This window comes from Rhodothermales bacterium (assembly GCA_017643395.1).
In the GTDB taxonomy this organism is placed as follows: Bacteria; Bacteroidota; Rhodothermia; order Rhodothermales; family UBA10348; genus JABDJZ01.
On the sequence record JAEPNP010000001.1, the window covers coordinates 157,141 to 176,329 of the forward strand.

Here is a 19,189-nt window from a genome sequence, read left to right on the forward strand (position 1 = left end):
CTTTTTGAAAAGTCGGTAAACGGCGTTGCAGGTCCCCCCACAAACACCTGCTCACCCCAGCTTCCCCAATCACCCACACCCCGTCTTCCATGAACCCGTTCCGGCGCGTACTTGCTCTCTTTACGCTGTCAGCAACTCTCCTTCTGACCGCCTGTGGAGGCGGCGACTCAGCAGACTCCTCTTCCGACGCAGACGAGCCGGCAGCGGCCGCAGCCGACGCCACCCCCATGGGTTCGGCAAGCGTCACGGGTTCCATTTCCTTCAGCGGCACCGCGCCCGACCCGGTCCCGGTGCGCCTGGATCGTGAGTGCAACGAGCTGCAGGCCGGCGATACGGTCTACGCCCAGAACGTCGTCGTCAACGACAACGGCACGCTCAAGAACGTGTTTGTCTACGTGAAAGAGGGTCTTCCCGACGGATACAACTTCCCCGCCCCGACCGAACCGGTGGTGTTTGACCAGACCGGCTGCATGTACACACCACACGTCTTCGGTGTGCAGGCCGGCCAGCCCATCAAGATCCTCAACTCGGATCCGCTGCTGCACAACATCCACGCAATGCCCGAAACGAACCGCCCGTTCAACTTCGGCATGCCCCGTCAGGGCGACGAGCGTGAGCGCGAATTCCGCGTTCCGGAAGTCCCGGTCTTCATCAAGTGCGACGTGCACCCCTGGATGGGCGCATACGCTGGCGTGACCGACCACCCGTTCTACTCCGTTTCTGGCGATGACGGCGGCTTCTCGATCGAAGGCCTGCCGGCCGGCGACTACGTGATTGAAGCCTGGCACGAGGAATACGGTACCCAGACCCAGAACGTGTCGGTCACCGACGGCGCAGCCGCCAGCGTGTCCTTCGAGTTCTCCTCCGCCTCCTAGGCCCCCGGACCGGACCTCCCTCTTCCGGTTCTGGCCCGCAGCTCGGCTGCGGCGGCCCGTCGTGAACCGGAGCATCCGCGAGACGCATGAGCGATCACGACCACGGTGGACACGACCACCATGATGACCACCATGAGGAGAGCTTCATAAGGAAGTACATCTTCTCTACGGATCACAAGGTCATCGGCATCCAGTATGGCCTGACCAGCCTGCTCTTCCTCTTCATCGGCTTCTCGCTGATGATGCTGATGCGCTGGCAGCTGGCCTATCCAGGCGAAGCACTGCCGATTATCGGCCAGCTGTTCAGTGACGCCACCATGCCGGATGGCGTGATGCAGCCGGAGTTCTACAACCAGCTCGGCGCGATGCACGGCACCATCATGGTGTTCCTGGGCATCGTGCCGCTGGCTGTGGGTGCGTTCGGCAACTACGTAGTGCCGCTGCAGATCGGTGCCCCCGACATGGCCTTCCCGAAGCTGAACATGGCTTCGTACTGGGTCTTCTTTGTGGGCGGCATCGTGATGCTGGCCAGCTTCTGGGTCCCGGCCGGCGCAGCGAAAGCAGGCTGGACGTCCTACCCGCCGCTTGCGGACATAGAAACGATGGGCCAGACCATGTGGCTCATCGGCATGATCTTCCTGATCACGTCATCGCTCCTGGGTGCGGTCAACTTCATCACGACGATCATCCAGCTCCGGGCCCCCGGCATGACGCTCTGGCGCATGCCGTTTTTTGTGTGGGCACAGTTGGTCACTTCGTTCCTGCTGCTGCTTGCGTTCCCGCCGCTCGAGGCGGCCGGCGTGCTGCAGCTGTTTGACCGGCTTGCGGGCACCAGCTTCTTCCTGCCCTCGGGCCTGGTGGTCAGCGGTGAAGTGCTCGACGTGGCCGGCGGCGGCAGCCCGCTTCTCTGGCAGCACCTGTTCTGGTTCCTGGCGCACCCCGAGGTCTACGTCCTCATTCTCCCCGCGATGGGCATTGTCGCGGAGATCGTGGCCAACAACACCAGGAAGCCGCTCTGGGGCTATCGCCTGATGGTCTACTCCCTGGTATTCCTCGGCTTCATGAGCTTCATCGTGTGGGCCCACCACATGTTCATCACGGGCATGGGTACCGCGCTCAGTGGGTTCTTCCAGATTACCACGATGATCATCTCCATTCCGAGTGTGATCATCCTTTCGGCCCTGTTCCTGTCATTGTGGGGGGCCTCCATCCGGTTCACCACGCCGATGCTGTTTGCGCTGGCGTTCCTTCCCATGTTCGGGATCGGAGGATTGACGGGGCTGCCCCTCGGCCTCGCCCCCACGGACATTCCCCTTCACGACACCATGTATGTGATTGGGCATTTCCACTACGTGGTGGCACCGGGGACCATCCTGGCCATGTTTGCCGGGATCTACTACTGGTATCCGAAGGCCACGGGCAGATACCTGAACGACACGCTCGGCAAGGTGCACTTCTGGGGGTCCGTGATCCCGATGAACTTCATCTTCTTCCCCATGCTCATACAGGGCATGGCGGGCGTCTCCCGGCGGCTGTATGACGGCGGCGCCAGCTACGACTTCGCTCAGGAGGTCGTTCACTACAACGAGACGATGTCCATCGCCGCCTGGGTGCTGGGCCTCTTCCAGTTGCCGTTCATCTTCAACTTCTTCTGGTCCATCTGGAAAGGTCGCAAGGTGGAAAACGACAATCCGTGGGAAGCCACGACCGTCGAGTGGACCGCGACCACATCGCCCCCACTGGGACACGGCAATTTCGAGACGATCCCGACGGTCTACCGCGGCCCGTACGAATACAGCGTGCCTGGTCACGACTCCGACTTCTACCCCCAGGACCAGCCCTGACGCCTCACGATGCAGATTCCCTATACCGTAGAGGTCCGTCCCGACACCGGCGTCAACAACGCCAAGCTTGGTGTCTGGCTGTTTCTGGCCTCCGAGATCATGCTGTTCGGCGGACTCTTCTCCGCCTACATCTTCCTGCGCGTCGGCGTGCCGGTTTGGCCCGGCGAACTGGACGGCGAAGTCTTCACGACCGCCTCCCAGGTCCTGAACGTGCCGCTGGCCTTCGTGAACACCGTGGTGCTCATCGCCTCCTCAGTCACCATTGTGCTGAGCTGGGCGGCGCTGGCGATGAATGATTTCAAGAAGTACAAGCTGTACATGGGTCTGACGATCCTATGCGGCTTCGGCTTCCTGATCATCAAGACCATCGAGTACGGCGACAAGTTCTCGCACGGCTACTTCCCTGCCGACAACAACTTCCTGGGCATTTACTTCGTGATGACCGGCCTGCACGCCCTCCACGTGATCGGCGGCATGATTGTGAACGGCTACTTCTGGGGCCCCGGCGCCAAAATGTGGAAGACCGATCCCGAACGCTTCAAGAGCCGCATCGAGGTGGCGGGCCTGTACTGGCACTTCGTGGACCTCGTCTGGATTTTCCTGTTTCCAACCATCTATCTGGTCTGAGCCATGTCGGAAGCCCACAGTGTGGAAGAAATCCGCAAACACGTTCGGACCTACATGATCGTGTTCGGAGCGCTGCTCGTCTTGACCGTGGTGACGGTCGCGGTGGCGTACATCGACCTGAGCATCGGGCCGGCCCTTGCGCTGGCGCTGTTCATCGCCTCCATCAAGGGAGGCCTCGTGGCGGCCTACTTCATGCACCTGATTGATGAGAAGAAGCTCATCTTCTGGATTCTGGGCGTGACGTTCGCCTTCCTGATTTTCATGTTCATCCTCTTTGTCTCCGCCTACAACGACCAGGATCAGATCTGGCCGGCTGAAGAGGCGGTGACCATGGAACAGACGCGCTGAGCCATGTCCCTGAAAACCCTGCACATCGTGTTTATCACCTTGTCGGCCCTGCTGGCCGGCGGTTCTGCGGTGTACGCTCTGATGACGGTCGATGGGGTGATGGGCTTCGTCTGGGCTGCGCTTGCCGTGGCCTCCGGTGTGGGGCTGGTGGTGTATGGCCGCCGGTTCCTGGAGAAGATGAAACAGCTGGAGGCCGCTTCATGAGACGCGCCACCATACTCACTCTCTTCCTGCTGGCCGTGGCAGCGTGGCCCGAGGCGGCTTCCGCCTGTGAGCGCTGTTTCGGAGCGGGATCCGATGCACCAGCCGTGCGGGCCGTCTCGGCCTCCATGATGGTGCTTTTTGCGCTCATGAGCGGTGTGTTCATGGGCATCGTCGGCTTTTTCCGGAAGATGAGCGTGCTCGCCGAAGACCTTGAGCAGGCCCAGGCTTCCCCCTCCTCCAATCAAACCGAGCAAGGCCCATGAGGGAGTTTCTCGATATCAGCCAATTCCTCGGCATGCCCGACCGCGCGGCGGCCCACGCCGCGGAGATCGACTTCATGATGTCGCTGGTCCACTGGCTGATGGCCCTGCTGTTTGTGGGGTGGGGAGCGTACTTCATTTACGTGCTCTTCCGTTTCCGCAGGGGCAGAAACCCGGTAGCCAACTACGACGGCGCGGACGGCAAATGGTCCAAGTACCAGGAAATGGGCGTGATTCTGGCCGAGGCCGCACTGCTCGTCGGCTTTGCATTCCCGCTCTACGGCTTCATCAAGAACGACTTCCCGACTGCCCAGGATGCTCCCTTCCGTGTGGACGTGGTGGCTGAGCAGTTTGCCTGGAACGTGCATTACCCGGGCGAAGACGGCGAATTCGGCCGCCGCGTGCCGGAACTGGTCGACACGGTGCGCAACCCGCTGGGACTCGACGACAGTGACCCGGCCTCCGCAGACGACGTCGTCTCGGTAAACGAGCTGCATCTGCCGGTAGACCGGCCGGTCATTCTCAACCTTTCGAGCAAGGACGTCATTCATTCGTTCGGGGTGCCGCAACTGCGCGTCAAGCAGGACGCGATCCCCGGATTGATCATCCCCATGTGGTTCAGGCCCAACGTGGAGGGTGAGTACGAGATTGCCTGCGCCCAGCTCTGCGGATTGTCCCACTACCGCATGAAGGGCTACGTAACCGTGGAAAGTGAGGAAGCGGTTCAGGCGTTCCTCGACGACCTGCGAGGCACGTTGTGAGGCGCGGCGGCATCTGGGGCATGCGCCCCGACCGCCTTCTCCAGAGCGGTCCGTTTCAGGGCCTTTCGCGCGAACGCGTAGCGACGGCGATGGGCCTGGTTTCCGCAGCGGCCATAATCCTGCTGGCCGGCCCCATGGAGGCGTTCGCGGCGCCCCAGGTGGTCGACAGCCCCGACTACCGCACCTTCCCGTGGATGGGTAGCCGTGTGATCATGTGGGTCACGGCTGAGCTGCACCTCATGTTTGCAGCGTTCGTGCTGGCGGTGCCCATGTTTGCCGTGATCATCGAGATCATCGGCTACGTCAGCGGCGACAAGCGCTATGACGCGCTGGCCTACGAGTTCACGAAGCTGCTTTCGGTGTCGTTCAGCTTCACGGCGTCGCTGGGCGCAATGCTGACCTTTCTGCTGGTCATCCTCTATCCGCGCCTGACGGATTACCTGATCAGCATCTTCAGCTGGACGTTCATCCCGTACGTAGCGCTGTTCTTCCTGGAAGCCATCTTCCTCTACAGCTATTACTACGGGTGGGGCAAGTTCAACCCCAAGTTCCACATCTTCCTGGGCATCATGCTCAACATTGTGGGCACGGGCATCATGTTCATCGCCGATGCCTGGCTGACGTTCATGAACACGCCCGCCGGCATCTCCGAGACCGGCGAACTGGTCAGCCTCTCCGCGGCCTTCATGAACCCCATGTGGATGCCCATCAACATCCACCGCATCATTGCCAACGTGGCTTTCGGCGGTTCGGTGGCTGCGGCCTACGCGGCGTTCAAGTTCCTGGGCGCCAAGACGCAGGAGGAGAAGGCCCACTATGACTGGATGGGCTATATCGGCAACTTCATTGCCATCGCAGCCCTCCTCCCCCTCCCGTTTGCCGGCTACTGGCTGGGCAAGGAGATCTATGGCTTCTCGCAGAGCCTGGGCATCACATTGATGGGCGGCACCTTCTCGTGGCTGTTCATCATCCAGGCGGTGCTCATCGGCAACCTGTTCCTGGCGGCGAACTACTACCTCTGGGTGTCGATGGAGCGCATCGAGGGTGCGGAGCGCTTCCGGCCGATGATCAAGTATCTGCTGATCACGATCGCGGCCTGTTTCATTGTCTGGGCCACGCCACACTCCCTGGTGGCATCCGTGGAGGAAGCGCGCAAAATGGGCGGTGCTCATCACCCGGTGCTGGGCGTACTTGGTGTGATGAGCGCCAAGAACACGGCCGTGAACGTGCTCATCCTGACCACTTTCCTGAGCTTCCTGCTCTACAGGCGCGGCAACAAGGAGCCGACTGTTAGTTGGGCGAAGACCGGCAACTACGCCCAAATCGGCATCTTTGCGGCTACGGTTATCTACGTGGTTTTCCTCGGCGTCTACGGCTACTTCGTGGAAGCAAGCGTGCGCATCGGCCTCTCGGTCCCGCAGGTGCTCTCCGTGCTCGCCTGCATGGCGGCTGTGATCACGATCGACATCTTCATGTACCGCGGCGCCAAGATCACCGGAAAAATCCGGTGGGGTGACATGCCCGCCCGCAGTCAGTACGCACTCTTTTTCATCGCGCTGACGTTTGCCTGGACCATGGGTCTTATGGGCTACGTGCGCGCCGGGATGCGCCAGCACTGGCACGTCTACGGCGTCATGGAGGACGTCTCCGTGGATGCGTTCACGCCCACGCTCGGCTTCGCGAGCAACGTGGTGTCCGTGATCGTGCTCATCTTCTTTGTATTCATCGCCGTGGTCTTCTGGCTGGCCGGCCTCTCGAGCAAGAAGCCCTGGGAGCCCAAAGGCCCCGCCACGGAGGAGGCAACGGCATGAAAAACGCCGTCAAGATCTTCGGATTCGCCATTCTGGTCTCGGCGTTCTACAGCTACGTAGGGCAGACCGTACCCCAGAAAATCACCTACCCGCCGGAGTCCGCGACCCTGAGCGCGGACATGACGCCTTTTGAGCTGGCGGAGGCGGGTGAACTGATTGTGGCCGGCAAGGGCACATGCCTCGGCTGTCATACGATCGGTTCGGGTGCCGACCCGTCCAGCCTGCGCTTCCCGGACCTCGGCGGCATCGGCGTGGCCGCCGCGGACCGCGTACCCGGTGAGGATGCCGTAACGTACCTGGCCAAGTCGATGTACGAGCCCAATGATTTCATCGTCGAGGGCTTCCTGCCGGGCATGCCGGTGATCAACCGGCCGCCGATCGGCCTGAACGACGACGAAATCAAGGCGGTCATCGCCTATCTCCAGGGCCTGGGCGGAGAGCCGACGATCACGCTGGCCACCGACCTCGGCTACACCACAGAAGTGGCCGACAACCCGGCCCCTGCCGCCGCGGCCGGCCCGCCTGACGGAGCCGCCGTATTCGCATCCTACCTCTGCAACACGTGCCATGCGGTCGATGTGCCGACAGCAGGCGCGGGCCCATCGCTCTATGACGTGGGAGCCCGCATGAGTGAAGCCGAAATCCGGGAATCCATCATGGATCCCGATGCGGTTGTCGCAGAGGGCTACGTGGCCGGCGTCATGGGCGCCACGCTCGCCGCCGTCGGCTTCAGCGACAAGGTCACCGATCAGGAAGTGGACGCTTTGGTGCAGTTCCTTGCCAGCAAGACGGGAGGATCATGAACACACTCGTAGTCCTCGGCATCATCGGGGCCATGGTGGCCCTGCGGTTTCTCAAGCCGAACATCATCGTCTGGGCCATTGCCTGGTGGATCGCCGTCTATGCGATGTCCACGTACGGCATCGACCCGCCCGTGCCGGCCAGCGTCGTGAACATGTTCATGGGCATCGTTACGATTGCCCTGGCTGCCTATATCACCGCAGCGGACGGTCGCATGCGGGAGGCCGCGACCAACACCATCGCCTTCTTTACGGAGAAGAAGTTCACCATCCCGCTGGTGATTCTGCTGCTTGCCGTGCCCGCACTGGTGGCGTTCAATGTCTACTCGGACATGACCGCCGAACCCGCTCCGCCGGTCGCCGGACGCACCATCCACCCGCCACCGCCTGCAACGGTCAGCTACCAGGGCCGCACCATCAACATGGTGACGGACGACAACCCCTACCGCACGCTGGAAACCAGCGATCCTGCCGCGTTCGCCGCGCACGTGGATAACGGACGCCGGGTCTACTACGAAAACTGCGTCTTCTGTCACGGGGACAACATGGAGGGCGATGGGGTCTTTGCCCATGGCTACGAACCCATTCCCGCCAACTTCCAGGACGTTTCAACCATTGCGATGCTGCAGGAGAACTACCTGTTCTGGCGCATCGCGAAAGGGGGCCCCGGCCTGCCGGTGGAGTCCACACCCTGGTCCAGCGCCATGCCGGCATGGGAACTCTTCCTCACGGAAGAAGAGATCTGGGATGTGATCCTTTTCCTCTATGACTACACGGGGCACCGTCCGCGCGCCCTGGAGGTGCACGAATGAAACGCGCCCTCATGATTGTCGCCGCGTTGGGGCTCGCCGTCCCTGCCCAGGCCCAGGAGCCAGACCTCGGTACGGACGCCCAGCGTGAGGCCGGAAAGGTCCTTTATGACGCCAAGTGCGCCCACTGTCACGGCCTGACGGGCGATGGGATCGGTCCGGCGACCGATTACCTGCGCCCGGCCCCCCGCGACTTCACGAGCTCCACGTTCAAGTTCCGGAGCTCCATGTCCGGCGAACTACCGAGTGACGAGGACATCAAGCGCTCCATCCGGGAGGGCATGCCGTACACCGGCATGCCGCCCTGGCCGTCCCTGTCGGAGTCGGAGATCACGAACCTGATGTACTACATCAAGACGTTCGCCGACGACTTTGCGGGGCCGTTTGGGATTCCGGAGTTGATCGAGATTCCGGATGCACCGCGGGCCAGCGAAGAGTCCATCGCCCGTGGACGCGAGGTCTTTCTGGAGAACCAGTGCGTGGACTGCCACGGAGACCTGGGTCGCGGTGACGGACCCTCTGCGCCCACGTTGACGGACCAGTGGGGATTCCATATCCGCGCGGCCGACCTGACCAAACGCTGGACATTCCGCAACGGATCGAGTCGGGAGGACATCTACCGCACGTTCAATACGGGTCTGGACGGCAGCCCGATGCCAGCCTACGAGATCGAGCCGATTGAAGACCGCTGGGCGCTGGTGGATTATGTGCTCTCGCTGTCCAATGACGAGCCGAACTACGCGACCACGCTGGTTGCCGACCCGGTCGATGCCATCTCCGAGGAAGCGTTCGAGGCGGCACGTCCCGCGCTCTTCCCGATTGTTGGCCAGGTGGTAGAGCCCGGCCGCTCATTCTTCCCGGGTGTCAACGCGGTGGAAGCCAGAGCTCTTGTAACGGCTGACCAGATTGCCGTGCGGCTGCGCTGGCACGACCTGCAGGCCGACACGCGGGGCAGCAACGGCCCGGACGTCGCGGTGGAAGAAGTGCCCGGCGAGCCCTGGATCGGCGCGCCGGATACCTCCGGCACGTGGTCGGATGCGGTGGCGCTGCAATTCCCGACGGAGGCCCCGGATGGCGTGGAACTCCCGTACTTCATGTTCGGAGACCGAAAAAATTCCGTCGACCTGTGGTTTGCGGACATGGCCGGTCCGACGGCAACGCACTACGTGGGCAGCGGCTCGAACGCGCTGACGGCTGAGGGTCCGAGCCTTGGTGTGGACGCGGCGTTCGAAGACGGTGCCTGGACTGCCACCTTCACCCGGGATCGCTCGGTGGAAGGCCATATCGGCTTCGAAGCAGGCACCTTCATTCCGGTGGCCTTCACCGTTTGGGACGGCTTCAATGCCGAGGCCGGCAACCGGCGCGGCATCAGCGTCTGGTACAACCTGTACGTCGATGTGGCCGACAAGCCCTCTCCGGCGGGCCCGATGGCGGGATACGGACTGTTCACATTGCTGCTGGGGGTTGGAATCACCTTCTACATGCGCCGCAAATACGCCTCTGAATAACTCTGCAGCCCCCGCGCCCATACCGACCGGCTCTGGTCTCCTGGAACCTGACCAAGAAGTGCAATCTGGCGTGCCCGCACTGCTACATGGATGCCGGTCAGGGGGCCGAGAATGAACTGACCACCGAGGAGTGCCTGGATCTCGTCGTCGAGATGCGTGCGCTCGGCACGGAGATGCTGATCCTGACCGGCGGCGAGCCGCTGCTTCGCCGGGACATCTACCAGATTGCAAGCCGGGCGTCCGAACTTGGCATGTGGGTGGTCATGGGCACGAACGGTGTGCTGGTCAATGACCACGTCGCGAAGAAGATGGTGGAGTGCGGCGTAAAGGGCGTCGGCATCTCCATCGACTCGGTGGACCCCTGCAAGCACAACGCGTTTCGCGGCGGCCCGGACGCCTGGAAGTATTCGGTGCGTGCCCTCGAAATCTGCCGCAAGCACGGCCTGGAGGTGCTGGTGCAGTCCACGGTCATGCGCGACAACCTGGAGGAGGTGCCGGACCTCATGGCGTTTGCCCGGGACAAGGGCGCCTGGTCCTTCAACCTGTACTACCTCGTCGAGACCGGCCGGGGCCGGGAGATGGCCGAGCAGGAGCTCAGTGCAGCCCAAACCGACGCCTCACTGCGCGAACTCGTCGATGCCCAGCATGAGTACGCGCCCATGCTCGTGCGCGCCAAGTGTGCGCCACAGTTCAAGCAGCTCGCCTTTGAGATGGGCCGGGGCGGCATGGAATCCGGCGGCTGCATGGCCGGCACGGAGTACTGCCGCATCACCCCCGAAGGCAACGTAACGCCGTGTCCCTACATGGACCTGGTCGCCGGCAACGTGCGGGACCAGGGATTCACAGCGGTTTGGGATACGTCTTCCGTACTGCTGGACCTGCGCGACACCGCCCGGCTCAAGGGCAAGTGCGGCTCCTGCGAGTTCTCGGAGCTATGCGGCGGCTGCCGCTGCCGGGCCTACGCCGCCTCGGGAGACCACCTGGCCCAGGATCCGGCGTGCATGTATCAGCCCGGCTCCATGGAGCGCCCGGAGATCCCCGATGTGGCGTTCTCCGATCCCGTGATTCGCCGCATCGACCGCATTCCCATCGCCTTTATCCGGGAGAAGGTGCGTCGCGGGCTCATCGCCTACGCTTCGAGGCACCATCTTTCCGTGGTCACCACGGCCGACATGGATGCCGCCATTGCCGGCAGCGGCCGCGCCATGCCGGCCTGGGGCCAGTCCTGACGCCATGTTTACGATCACCGACAAATGCACCGCCTGCGGCAAATGTCTGCCAGAATGCCCGATCGAAGCGATCGAGGTAGGTGATCCCATCTACGTGATCAACGACACGTGCTGCGACTTTGAGGAGTGCGTTTCTGTGTGCCCGGAGGACGCCATCGTGCCGGAGGAAGACGCATGAGACGTCAGGACGCCTACGGATTGGCCGACGTGGCCGTTGGCGAGAACAACGAGTGGAACGAACTCCACTACGTCAGCCGCCAGACGTTTGCGCAAATGGCCCCTTCGGTTCTGCGCCTGGAAATCGGGCGCATCAGCCGACTCATTGGCACCCTGCCGGTAGACGACGACTTTCGCAACTCGCTCGTCTCCGCACGATTCCGACTCGAACAACTCCGCACGATCGTGCTGGGCGACTTCCAGACCGCCAGCCTGACCGAATGCGACCAGCACCTCAGCGCGGCGATTCTCGCCGTAGGGGTGCGCGCCCCCACCCGCCGCGGTACCATGGACCGCACGCTCGATAACATTGCCGACCGCCTGGGCTACGTCCGGGAGCGGCTCAGCCGACTGCGCTGACGCATGTACAAGAAGATCTTCGTACCGGTAGACAACTCCGAACACAGCATCACGGCCGTGGACATGGCCGTGGCGCTGGGCAAGGAATTTGAATCGGAACTCGTGGGCAGTCACGCCTACGCAGCCCGCCTGCATGACTACCGGTTCAAGCAGATGGAATTCACCCTTCCCGATGAGTACCTCATCGAGGAGGAGATGGAGAAGCAGCGCAAGGTGCATGACACCCTGATCACGATGGGACTGGAGCTGATCTCCGACTCCTATCTGGTGGTGATGCAGGCGCGCGCCCAGGAGGCCGGACTGCAGTTTGAGCCGAAGATGTACGACGGCAAAAACTTTCGGGTGATCGCCGACGACATCAACACAAGCGACTATGACCTCGTGATCATGGGCGCCCTGGGGCTCGGTGCCGTCAAGGACAGTCAGATTGGTTCGGTGTGCGAGCGCGTGGTGCGCCGCACCAAGACCGACACACTGGTCATCAAGAACACCGCTCCCATGGAGGACCAGCTGACGCCCAACGTCGGCGAGGTGGCCCACAAGGACGGGGGCGGCATCGTGGTGGCCGTGGACGGCAGTCCCGAGTCATTTGCAGGCCTGAAGACGGCCATCCAGATGGGCAAGGCACTCGGCAAAACGGTGGAGGCCATCAGCGCCTACGATCCGTACCTGCACTACGCGATGTTCAACAGCATCGTGCATGTGCTGACGGAGAAAGCCTCGAAGGTCTTCAAATTCCAGGAGCAGGAGCAGTTGCACGAGGAGGTGATCGACACCGGGCTGGCAAAGATCTACCAGTCCCACCTCGAGGTGGCCCGCAAACTGGCTGAGGACGAGGACTTCGACCTCAAGATCACGCTGCTGGACGGCAAGGCGTTCGAGAAGATTCTCGAGTACGTGCGCCGCAAGAAGCCGTGGCTGCTGGTCATGGGCCGCATCGGAGTGCACAGCGACGAGTCGATGGACATCGGCTCCAACACCGAAAACCTGCTGCGCCTGGTGCCCTGCAATGTGCTGCTCTCGAGCCAGCGGTTTACCCCGGACGTGGACGTGCAGGCCGAATCCTCGATGATCTGGACGGAGCCGGCACAGCGCATCCTGGACCGGGCTCCCGACTTCGCCAAGGGCATCGCCCGCACCACCGTGCACCGCTGGGCCATGGAACGCGGCCACTCCGTGGTCACGGTCTCCGTACTGGAGCAGGCACTAGGCACCATCCTGCCCCGCAGCTCCATGCTGGCGATGGGCATCATTGCGGACGATGTGGCCCGTACCCAGATCGAGACTGCGAATGAGCAGACCTGGGTGTGCGCCAAGTGCGGCTGGGTAGCGCGCAATTTTGAGCCGCACAAATGCACCGTGTGCAGCGCAGAGAAAGAGCATCTGCAGCTCCTGGACAAGGAGGCCATCGAGGGTCTGGCACCGCTGGAGGGCGCCATTCACGAGGAGCAGGCCTTTGACAAGGTGCGGCTCAAGTACACCGAGGAAGCCCGCGCCATTCTGGCCGCCATTCCGGATGGCTATCAACGGCGTCGCGCCAAGGCCAAGGTGGAGAAGCGCGCCCGCGTGCGCAAGATCGACACCATCACCCGGACCATGGTGGCCGAGGTGGTGGACGTAACCGAAATCGAAACCCGAATGCTGGAGGAGCGAGGAGAGTTGGGACAACGAGCTGTGGACGCCGCCCAGGCACCGGAACGCAATACGCGCGACGGCAACTATTCGTGGACCCCGGACGCCGTTGCGCGACTGGCGCGCGTGCCGGAGGGCTTCATGCGCAACGCCACCAAGCGGCGCATCGAGAAGATTGCCGATGAGCAGGGCACCGACCTCGTCGACCTGCCCGTGGTCGAGGAAGGCATCAAGGTCGGTCTCCAGATGATGGAGGAAGCCATTCGCAAGCAGAACGCGGCCAAGAAGAGCGGCGCGGAAGGGCACGACTCGCATGGAGGCGACGGAGCGGCCCCTGCCGGTGGCGACGGTGCCGCAGGCCCTGCGATGCCCCCTGATCTCGACGACGCCTGAGGGCGCGACGCCAGACATTCACGCCAGAGCGGCGCCGCGCCCCGTACCGGTGCCTGAACACCCTCAGTGAAGACCTACCACGACATAGCCCACGACGGCGGTTCGAACGTAGCCGGCCAGGTGGCCGAGCGCGACGAGCGCATGTTCGCCAACCTCTCCGAGGTGCGGCATATCGTCGCGGTGATGAGCGGGAAGGGTGGCGTGGGCAAGAGTGCCGTCACGACCAACCTGGCCACGGAGCTGGCCATGCGCGGCATGCGCACCGGCATTGTGGATGCCGACATCAACGGCGCTTCCGTGGCCCAGATGACGGGCGTGCCTCGTACCCTTCCGACCACCGCGCACGGGGTACGCCCCCCTGTCTCCGAAGTCGGGGTGAAGGTCATGTCCATCGACCTGTTCCTCCCGGACGGAAAGCCCGTCAAGTGGGCGGCACACACACAGCAGCACGCCTACGCCTGGCGGGGCATGGCTGAGGTCAACGCCATCCGGGAGATGCTGGCAGACACCGTCTGGGGCCCACTGGACGTGCTGCTCATCGACCTCCCGCCGGGCACGGACAAACTGCCCAATCTGTTTGACACCGTGTCGCGTCTGTCCGCCGCAGTCGTGGTATCGATTCCCTCGCCGGCGTCACGCTACGTGGTACGCAAATCGGTAACACTCGCCCAGGAAGCGCTCGGCAACCGACCGCTGGGGCTGGTCGAGAACATGGCTACTTTCGTGTGCACGGACTGCGGCAAGGAGCATGTGCTGTATGCTTCGGACCCGCTCGACATGCCCGGCGTGCTGTCTCTCGGTCAGATTCCTTTTGATCCGGACTTCGGCTCACTGCTTGATGCAGGACGGCCCCAGCGTGCCTTGTCGGACGGCGGACCGGCGGCGCAGGGCGTTGCCGCAGTAGCCGACAATCTGCTCGCCTTGCTCGAAACCGTGAGCGAACCCATATCGCAATGAAGTTTCTCTGCGTCGACTGCGACGAACCCATGGCCCTGAAAGAGGCCCTTGGTCCCGACAACGGCTCGCTGTCCGTGGTCTTCGAGTGCGGTACATGTGGTCGTCAGACTGCAATGCTGACGAATCACATGGAAACCCAGATGATTCATTCGTTGGGCGTCAAGGTGGGCGGACGCACCGAGCCTGCTGCCCCCATGGAGACCATCCGCGACAACCTGGATGGATTCGATGCCCCATCGCCCGAGGAGCCTGCTCCTCACACGGCGGAATGGTACGCGCAGAAGATGGGTGCGGCGCCGAAGAGTGAAGGCGGAGGCTGCCCGTTCAGCGGCATGATGGCGCCTCAGATCGAGGCGGCCGAGGGCCTGAAATGGACGGCCGAGGCCGAGGCGCGCATGGAGCGTATTCCGGAGTTCGTGCGTCCGATCGTGCGCAAGGGCATCGAGGACACCGCGCGCTCAGAGGGCGCGGCAGTCGTAGATGTCAGCTACCTGGAGCGCGCGCGCGGGCAGATGGGCATGTAGGTCCCCCGCGGATGCGCTGCCCCCGCTGTGCCGCGGCCGGACACAGGCGCCGGGAGCTCGGCGGAAAGGTTCACAAACCCGGCCAGATTCAACCTCTCGGGCCGCAAACTCGGCGCAAAGGTTCACAAACACGGCCGGATTCAACCTCTCGGGCCGCAAACTCGGCGCAAAGGTTTACAAACACGACCGGATTCAACCTCTCGGGCCGCAAACTCGGCGCGAAGGTTTACAAACACGGCCGGAGTCAACCTCTCGGGCCGCCCAGGTAGGCCGTGATCGGAATTTCAGGCGTGTAGCAGGTTCTGTGCGGCCGTCTCCAGGATGCGGCTTTCGCGCGGATTACCGCCGAGGAGATCCACCATGTGGCCGGCGTCCCGCATGACGTTGGTCCAGCGTTCACCCGGCGGAAACACCCGATTCTCTCGCTGGCCTGCGGTAAGTCGATCCACGCGTAACTCCAGGAAGCGGTTGAAACGCTCCAGCCAGCGGCGTTCGTCCTCGCCGAAATGGGCCAGGAAGGCTTCCGCGGACTCGGGGTCGTGATCGCCCTTCAGGCCGTCCATATAGCGTGTGCCCGGCTGGTAGACGATGTCGAACCAGGTCTCGCAGAGCAGCCAGGCAGCGCGACCGGGGGGAAGCTCCGGGTTGACCGCTGCCAGCCGATCCCCGGACGCGATAAGTGACAGCGCATCGAGAACTCGGGCTCTTACAGGGTCGGGCTGGTTCATTCACCGAAGATAGGGGGCGATGGGGGTTTCCTGATCCCGTGGGCCTGGCTGATCCCGCCGGCCGGGGAATCCCGTGGGCCTGGCTGATCCCGCCGGCCGGGGACTCCCGTGGGCCTGGCTGATCCCGCCAGCCGGGGAATCGCGTGTCTGCAGGAAACCACCCCCTGCCATGGCCCACGCAATCAAGTTCAATACCACCCAGGATAACGGGTTCTTCCTCACGTTGCGCCAACGCGTGCGCGACGACCTCGCGGCCCGCGGCAAGACCCGCTATGCGGACGGATTCATGCTGTTTAAGGCCACCGTGTTTGTGCTTCTGCTGGCCTCCAGCTACGCCGCCATTTTCATCAATCCGATCCAGTCTGTGTGGTCCCAGCTTGGCTTTGCGATGCTATACGGTCTCGCGGCCCTGCTGCTGGTCACCAACCTGGCCCACGACGCCGTGCACCAGGCGCTCACGCCGAGTAAGACGGTCAACCGCTGGGTACAGATTATCACGTTCGGATTCCTCGGCGTGGACGGCACGCTGTGGCAGCTGCGACACAATCAGGCCCACCACGTGATCCCGAACGTGGAAGGTGGTGATTCCGCTGTGACGCGCAATCCACTGCTCCGGCTCAGCCCACACCAACCCTGGGAGCGCAAGCACGCCTGGCAGCACCTGTATGCGCCGCTGGCCTATTCCATCATTGTGCTGCATTCGGCGTGGCGGCAGGACTTCCTGTACATCACCAATCGCAAGCGCCTCACCACCCTGGGCGCGGTAGACTATGGCTGGCAGGACTACGCGGTGTTCGCACTGACCAAGGTGATCTACATCACGACAGCCCTGGTCCTGCCGTTCATGCTGCTCGACCTCCCCTGGTGGCAGATCATGATCGGCTACATGAGCATGTCCATGGTCGTTTCCGCGGCCTTCGTCTACCTGCTCGTAGGCACGCATTTCTGCGAGGAGGCCGAATTCCCCGAGGCGGACCAGGACGGCGTCCTTCCCTACAACTGGGCCTACCACGCCATGGTGACGAGTGCCGACTGGTCCCCGTACAGCCGCGTCGCGCAATTCCTGATTGGCGGCACCAACGCACACGCTACGCATCACCTGTTTCCGCGGATCTGCCATACGCACTATCGCAGCATGGCGCCCATCATCGAGGCTACGGCCAACGAGTTCGATGTGCCCTACAACAAGCTTACGCTGCCTGAGATGCTGCGCTCACACTTCCGCTTCCTCAGGGAGATGGGACAACGCCCCGCTGAACCTGTACGGAGCGTCCAGGCGACATGACGGACCGCCGCGCGCCGCGTAGTTTGCAGGATGCGCGCTCTCCTACCCCTCCTGACCGCCCTGCTGGTCCTGCTCAGTGGATGCCGTCGGCCGGTCGGCCAGGCAGAACCGTTCCCGGAAGACTTTGTGTGGGGTGCGGGAAATGCCGCGTTCCAGGAAGTCACACTGACCGAGGCGCACGTGCAGGCGCTGCGGGCCGTGGGTTTGACCCACTACCGATTGTCCCTGGACTGGGCCGCCCTGCTGCCGGACGGGGAGAACCTGAACACCAATGAGGCAGATCGGGTGGCTGCCGAACTCGCGCTGTTGAATGACGCGGGTGTGGAACCGCTGGTGGTACTGTACCAGGGTGACATGCCGGCCCGCTTTCTGGACGAGGGCGGCTGGGCCTCGGCGGAATCCCCGGTCTGGTTCGAGCACTACGCGCGCCAGGCGTTCGATGCCTTTGGCGATGCGGTCTCGATGTGGGTGACCATGGCAGACCCCTTCCGCGACCGGCTCAACGCACATCGGCTACCCGTCGAGCCAGACACCACCCTCCGCCCGGTCAGTGCCGCGGCACCCCCGTTCGTGCAGGCCCGACGTGCCGCCCGCGCCCAGAATCCGGAGCAGTCCACCCGAGCCCTGCTGGCAACGCGCCTGACGGAGATGCACCACATGCTCCAGGCCCATGCCCGGGCCAAGGCGGCCGGCGCACAAGCACCGATCGGCCTCATCGTTGGCGCGGCCCCGGTGCATCCGGCCGACCCGGAGAACGATGGACCGGCTGCAGATCTGGAGGACCAATACCGCAACGGATTCCTGCTGGGCGGGCTGTACGAGGGAGCGTACCCCTCAGACCTGCTTGAGGCGCTCGCGCTTGACCTGGATGCCCCGGAAACGGAAGCGGACTTCCTGGGCATCGACTACTTCGCCCCGGTGCGTGTCGAAGCGGACAGCCTCTCCGAGCACATGGGTGTTCGACTGATCCCCAACCTTGACGGAGACAAGTCAGCCTTTGGCGAGGCCGACGCCCGCAGCCTGCACGCCATTCTCACCCAGGTCGCGGATCGCTACGACAACCCACCGGTCTATGTCACTGGCAACGGTGCGGCTTACGGGCCGATAGACGAACTGAATGCAGCCGGCCGCATCCGGGACGAACTGCGGGTACGATTCCTGAGGCGTCACCTGGTGCGTGCACAACTCGCGGCCGCGGACGGCGTGGACCTGCGAGGCTTTTTCGTCTGGAGCGCCTTCGACGCGGCCGGCCCACCCGTCTCCGGCATCATCGCCATCGATTCGGTGTCTGGACAGCCCGTCTTCAAGGACTCAGCCCGGTATCTGCGCAGCATCGCCGCGGCGAACGCCGTGAGCCGCATGCCTTTCTGAAAAGCGGCGTTTTTGGGGGCTTAGTGGAGGTTCTAAGCGGCAATCGCGGAACCCGAGGACCCATTAGTCGTTATAACAACAATTCGCGTAAGTAGATATCCAATTAATACATATGCAGATCCCTATGGAGACTGCCATTCTCTTTAAAACTCGCAACGGTCTCTCGGAGGAAACCCGAGAGTCGATGAATACGCTCATCAACAAGCGCCTCGCCGACATCATTGTTCTTCGCGGCCTGGCGAAGCAGATGCACTGGAACGTGAAGGGTCCGCACTTCAAACAGCTGCACGAGACGTTCGACGAGGCAGCGGGAGCGCTGACGGAGCCAATCGACATGCTCGCAGAGCGCACGGTCGCCATCGGCGGTGTCGCCGAAGGCACCGTACGCATGGCGGCCCGCAACTCAGACCTGGCCGACATCGACATCCGCGTCACCCAGGATATGGAAGCGCTGAAAGCGCTGGCCGACCGCTGGGGCGAGACCGCGAATCTCATGCGGGACGCGATTAATCAGGCCGGCGAAGCAGGAGATGAAGTCACGGTCGATCTCTTTACGGAGATCACGCGCCTGCTGGACAAGCACCTGTACTTCCTGGAAGCACACGTGCAATAGGTTCGACCAAAAGACCTACAAAAGGGACGATGCC

At 63.0% G+C, this 19,189-nt stretch carries 21 protein-coding genes; 20 read left to right on the forward strand and 1 reads right to left on the reverse strand.

Going from position 1 to position 19,189, the window contains the following annotated elements:
- The first annotated feature begins 89 nt into the window (after positions 1 to 89).
- The 17 genes from JJ896_00590 (at position 90) to JJ896_00670 (ending at position 15,158) form a co-directional block, all read left to right on the forward strand.
- The gene (locus JJ896_00590; GenBank protein MBO6778124.1) at positions 90 to 875 is read left to right on the forward strand and encodes a carboxypeptidase regulatory-like domain-containing protein; all 786 of its coding nucleotides are present in this window, start codon (positions 90 to 92) and stop codon (positions 873 to 875) included.
- Positions 876 to 961: 86 nt separating this feature from the next.
- Positions 962 to 2,719 (forward strand): cbb3-type cytochrome c oxidase subunit I, encoded by a 1,758-nt coding sequence (locus tag JJ896_00595; GenBank protein ID MBO6778125.1) that lies wholly within the window; start codon positions 962 to 964, stop codon positions 2,717 to 2,719.
- A gap of 9 nt (positions 2,720 to 2,728) precedes the next feature.
- A complete protein-coding gene (locus JJ896_00600; protein MBO6778126.1) occupies positions 2,729 to 3,346 on the forward strand; it encodes a cytochrome c oxidase subunit 3 in 618 nt (205 codons plus the stop codon).
- Between the two features lie 3 nt (positions 3,347 to 3,349).
- Positions 3,350 to 3,694 carry a cytochrome C oxidase subunit IV family protein gene (locus tag JJ896_00605; GenBank protein MBO6778127.1) on the forward strand — a complete coding sequence of 115 codons (345 nt, stop codon included), beginning with the start codon at positions 3,350 to 3,352 and terminating at the stop codon, positions 3,692 to 3,694.
- A gap of 3 nt (positions 3,695 to 3,697) precedes the next feature.
- Positions 3,698 to 3,898, forward strand: coding sequence for a hypothetical protein (locus JJ896_00610; protein MBO6778128.1), 201 nt, complete (start codon positions 3,698 to 3,700; stop codon positions 3,896 to 3,898).
- Positions 3,895 to 4,161 (forward strand): hypothetical protein, encoded by a 267-nt coding sequence (locus tag JJ896_00615; GenBank protein ID MBO6778129.1) that lies wholly within the window; start codon positions 3,895 to 3,897, stop codon positions 4,159 to 4,161. The genes JJ896_00610 and JJ896_00615 overlap by 4 nt, the downstream gene beginning before the upstream one ends.
- Positions 4,158 to 4,919 (forward strand): hypothetical protein, encoded by a 762-nt coding sequence (locus JJ896_00620; GenBank protein MBO6778130.1) that lies wholly within the window; start codon positions 4,158 to 4,160, stop codon positions 4,917 to 4,919. Before JJ896_00615 ends, JJ896_00620 begins: the two co-directional genes overlap by 4 nt.
- Positions 4,920 to 4,939: 20 nt before the next feature.
- Positions 4,940 to 6,730: a cytochrome ubiquinol oxidase subunit I gene (locus JJ896_00625; protein ID MBO6778131.1), complete on the forward strand. Its 1,791-nt coding sequence runs from the start codon at positions 4,940 to 4,942 to the stop codon at positions 6,728 to 6,730.
- A complete protein-coding gene (locus tag JJ896_00630; protein MBO6778132.1) occupies positions 6,727 to 7,533 on the forward strand; it encodes a cytochrome c in 807 nt (268 codons plus the stop codon). Before JJ896_00625 ends, JJ896_00630 begins: the two co-directional genes overlap by 4 nt.
- Entirely contained in the window at positions 7,530 to 8,342 is an 813-nt protein-coding gene (locus tag JJ896_00635; protein MBO6778133.1) for a cytochrome c, read from the forward strand. Before JJ896_00630 ends, JJ896_00635 begins: the two co-directional genes overlap by 4 nt.
- Entirely contained in the window at positions 8,339 to 9,847 is a 1,509-nt protein-coding gene (locus JJ896_00640) for a c-type cytochrome (GenBank protein ID MBO6778134.1), read from the forward strand. Before JJ896_00635 ends, JJ896_00640 begins: the two co-directional genes overlap by 4 nt.
- An 86-nt stretch (positions 9,848 to 9,933) precedes the next feature.
- Positions 9,934 to 11,076, forward strand: coding sequence for a radical SAM protein (locus JJ896_00645; protein MBO6778135.1), 1,143 nt, complete (start codon positions 9,934 to 9,936; stop codon positions 11,074 to 11,076).
- A gap of 4 nt (positions 11,077 to 11,080) precedes the next feature.
- The gene (locus JJ896_00650; GenBank protein ID MBO6778136.1) at positions 11,081 to 11,254 is read left to right on the forward strand and encodes a 4Fe-4S binding protein; all 174 of its coding nucleotides are present in this window, start codon (positions 11,081 to 11,083) and stop codon (positions 11,252 to 11,254) included.
- On the forward strand, positions 11,251 to 11,652 hold the full coding sequence (locus tag JJ896_00655) for a hypothetical protein (GenBank protein ID MBO6778137.1): 402 nt from the start codon (positions 11,251 to 11,253) through the stop codon (positions 11,650 to 11,652). The genes JJ896_00650 and JJ896_00655 overlap by 4 nt, the downstream gene beginning before the upstream one ends.
- A 3-nt stretch (positions 11,653 to 11,655) precedes the next feature.
- Complete coding sequence (locus JJ896_00660) at positions 11,656 to 13,677, forward strand: universal stress protein (protein MBO6778138.1); 2,022 nt, start codon at positions 11,656 to 11,658, stop codon at positions 13,675 to 13,677.
- A 66-nt stretch (positions 13,678 to 13,743) separates the two neighbouring features.
- Positions 13,744 to 14,634: a P-loop NTPase gene (locus JJ896_00665; GenBank protein ID MBO6778139.1), complete on the forward strand. Its 891-nt coding sequence runs from the start codon at positions 13,744 to 13,746 to the stop codon at positions 14,632 to 14,634.
- Entirely contained in the window at positions 14,631 to 15,158 is a 528-nt protein-coding gene (locus JJ896_00670; protein MBO6778140.1) for a PCP reductase family protein, read from the forward strand. The genes JJ896_00665 and JJ896_00670 overlap by 4 nt, the downstream gene beginning before the upstream one ends.
- A 284-nt stretch (positions 15,159 to 15,442) precedes the next feature.
- Here JJ896_00670 and JJ896_00675 read toward each other — a convergent pair whose 3' ends face one another.
- Positions 15,443 to 15,886, reverse strand: coding sequence for a hypothetical protein (locus tag JJ896_00675; GenBank protein MBO6778141.1), 444 nt, complete (start codon positions 15,884 to 15,886; stop codon positions 15,443 to 15,445).
- A gap of 169 nt (positions 15,887 to 16,055) precedes the next feature.
- Between JJ896_00675 and JJ896_00680 the strand changes: the two genes are divergently transcribed.
- The 3 genes from JJ896_00680 (at position 16,056) to dps (ending at position 19,155) form a co-directional block, all read left to right on the forward strand.
- Entirely contained in the window at positions 16,056 to 17,171 is a 1,116-nt protein-coding gene (locus tag JJ896_00680) for a fatty acid desaturase (protein MBO6778142.1), read from the forward strand.
- A gap of 30 nt (positions 17,172 to 17,201) precedes the next feature.
- Positions 17,202 to 18,542, forward strand: a complete 1,341-nt coding sequence (locus JJ896_00685; GenBank protein ID MBO6778143.1) for a family 1 glycosylhydrolase — start codon at positions 17,202 to 17,204, stop codon at positions 18,540 to 18,542.
- A gap of 124 nt (positions 18,543 to 18,666) precedes the next feature.
- A complete protein-coding gene (dps, locus tag JJ896_00690) occupies positions 18,667 to 19,155 on the forward strand; it encodes a DNA starvation/stationary phase protection protein Dps (GenBank protein MBO6778144.1) in 489 nt (162 codons plus the stop codon).
- Positions 19,156 to 19,189: the final 34 nt, after the last annotated feature.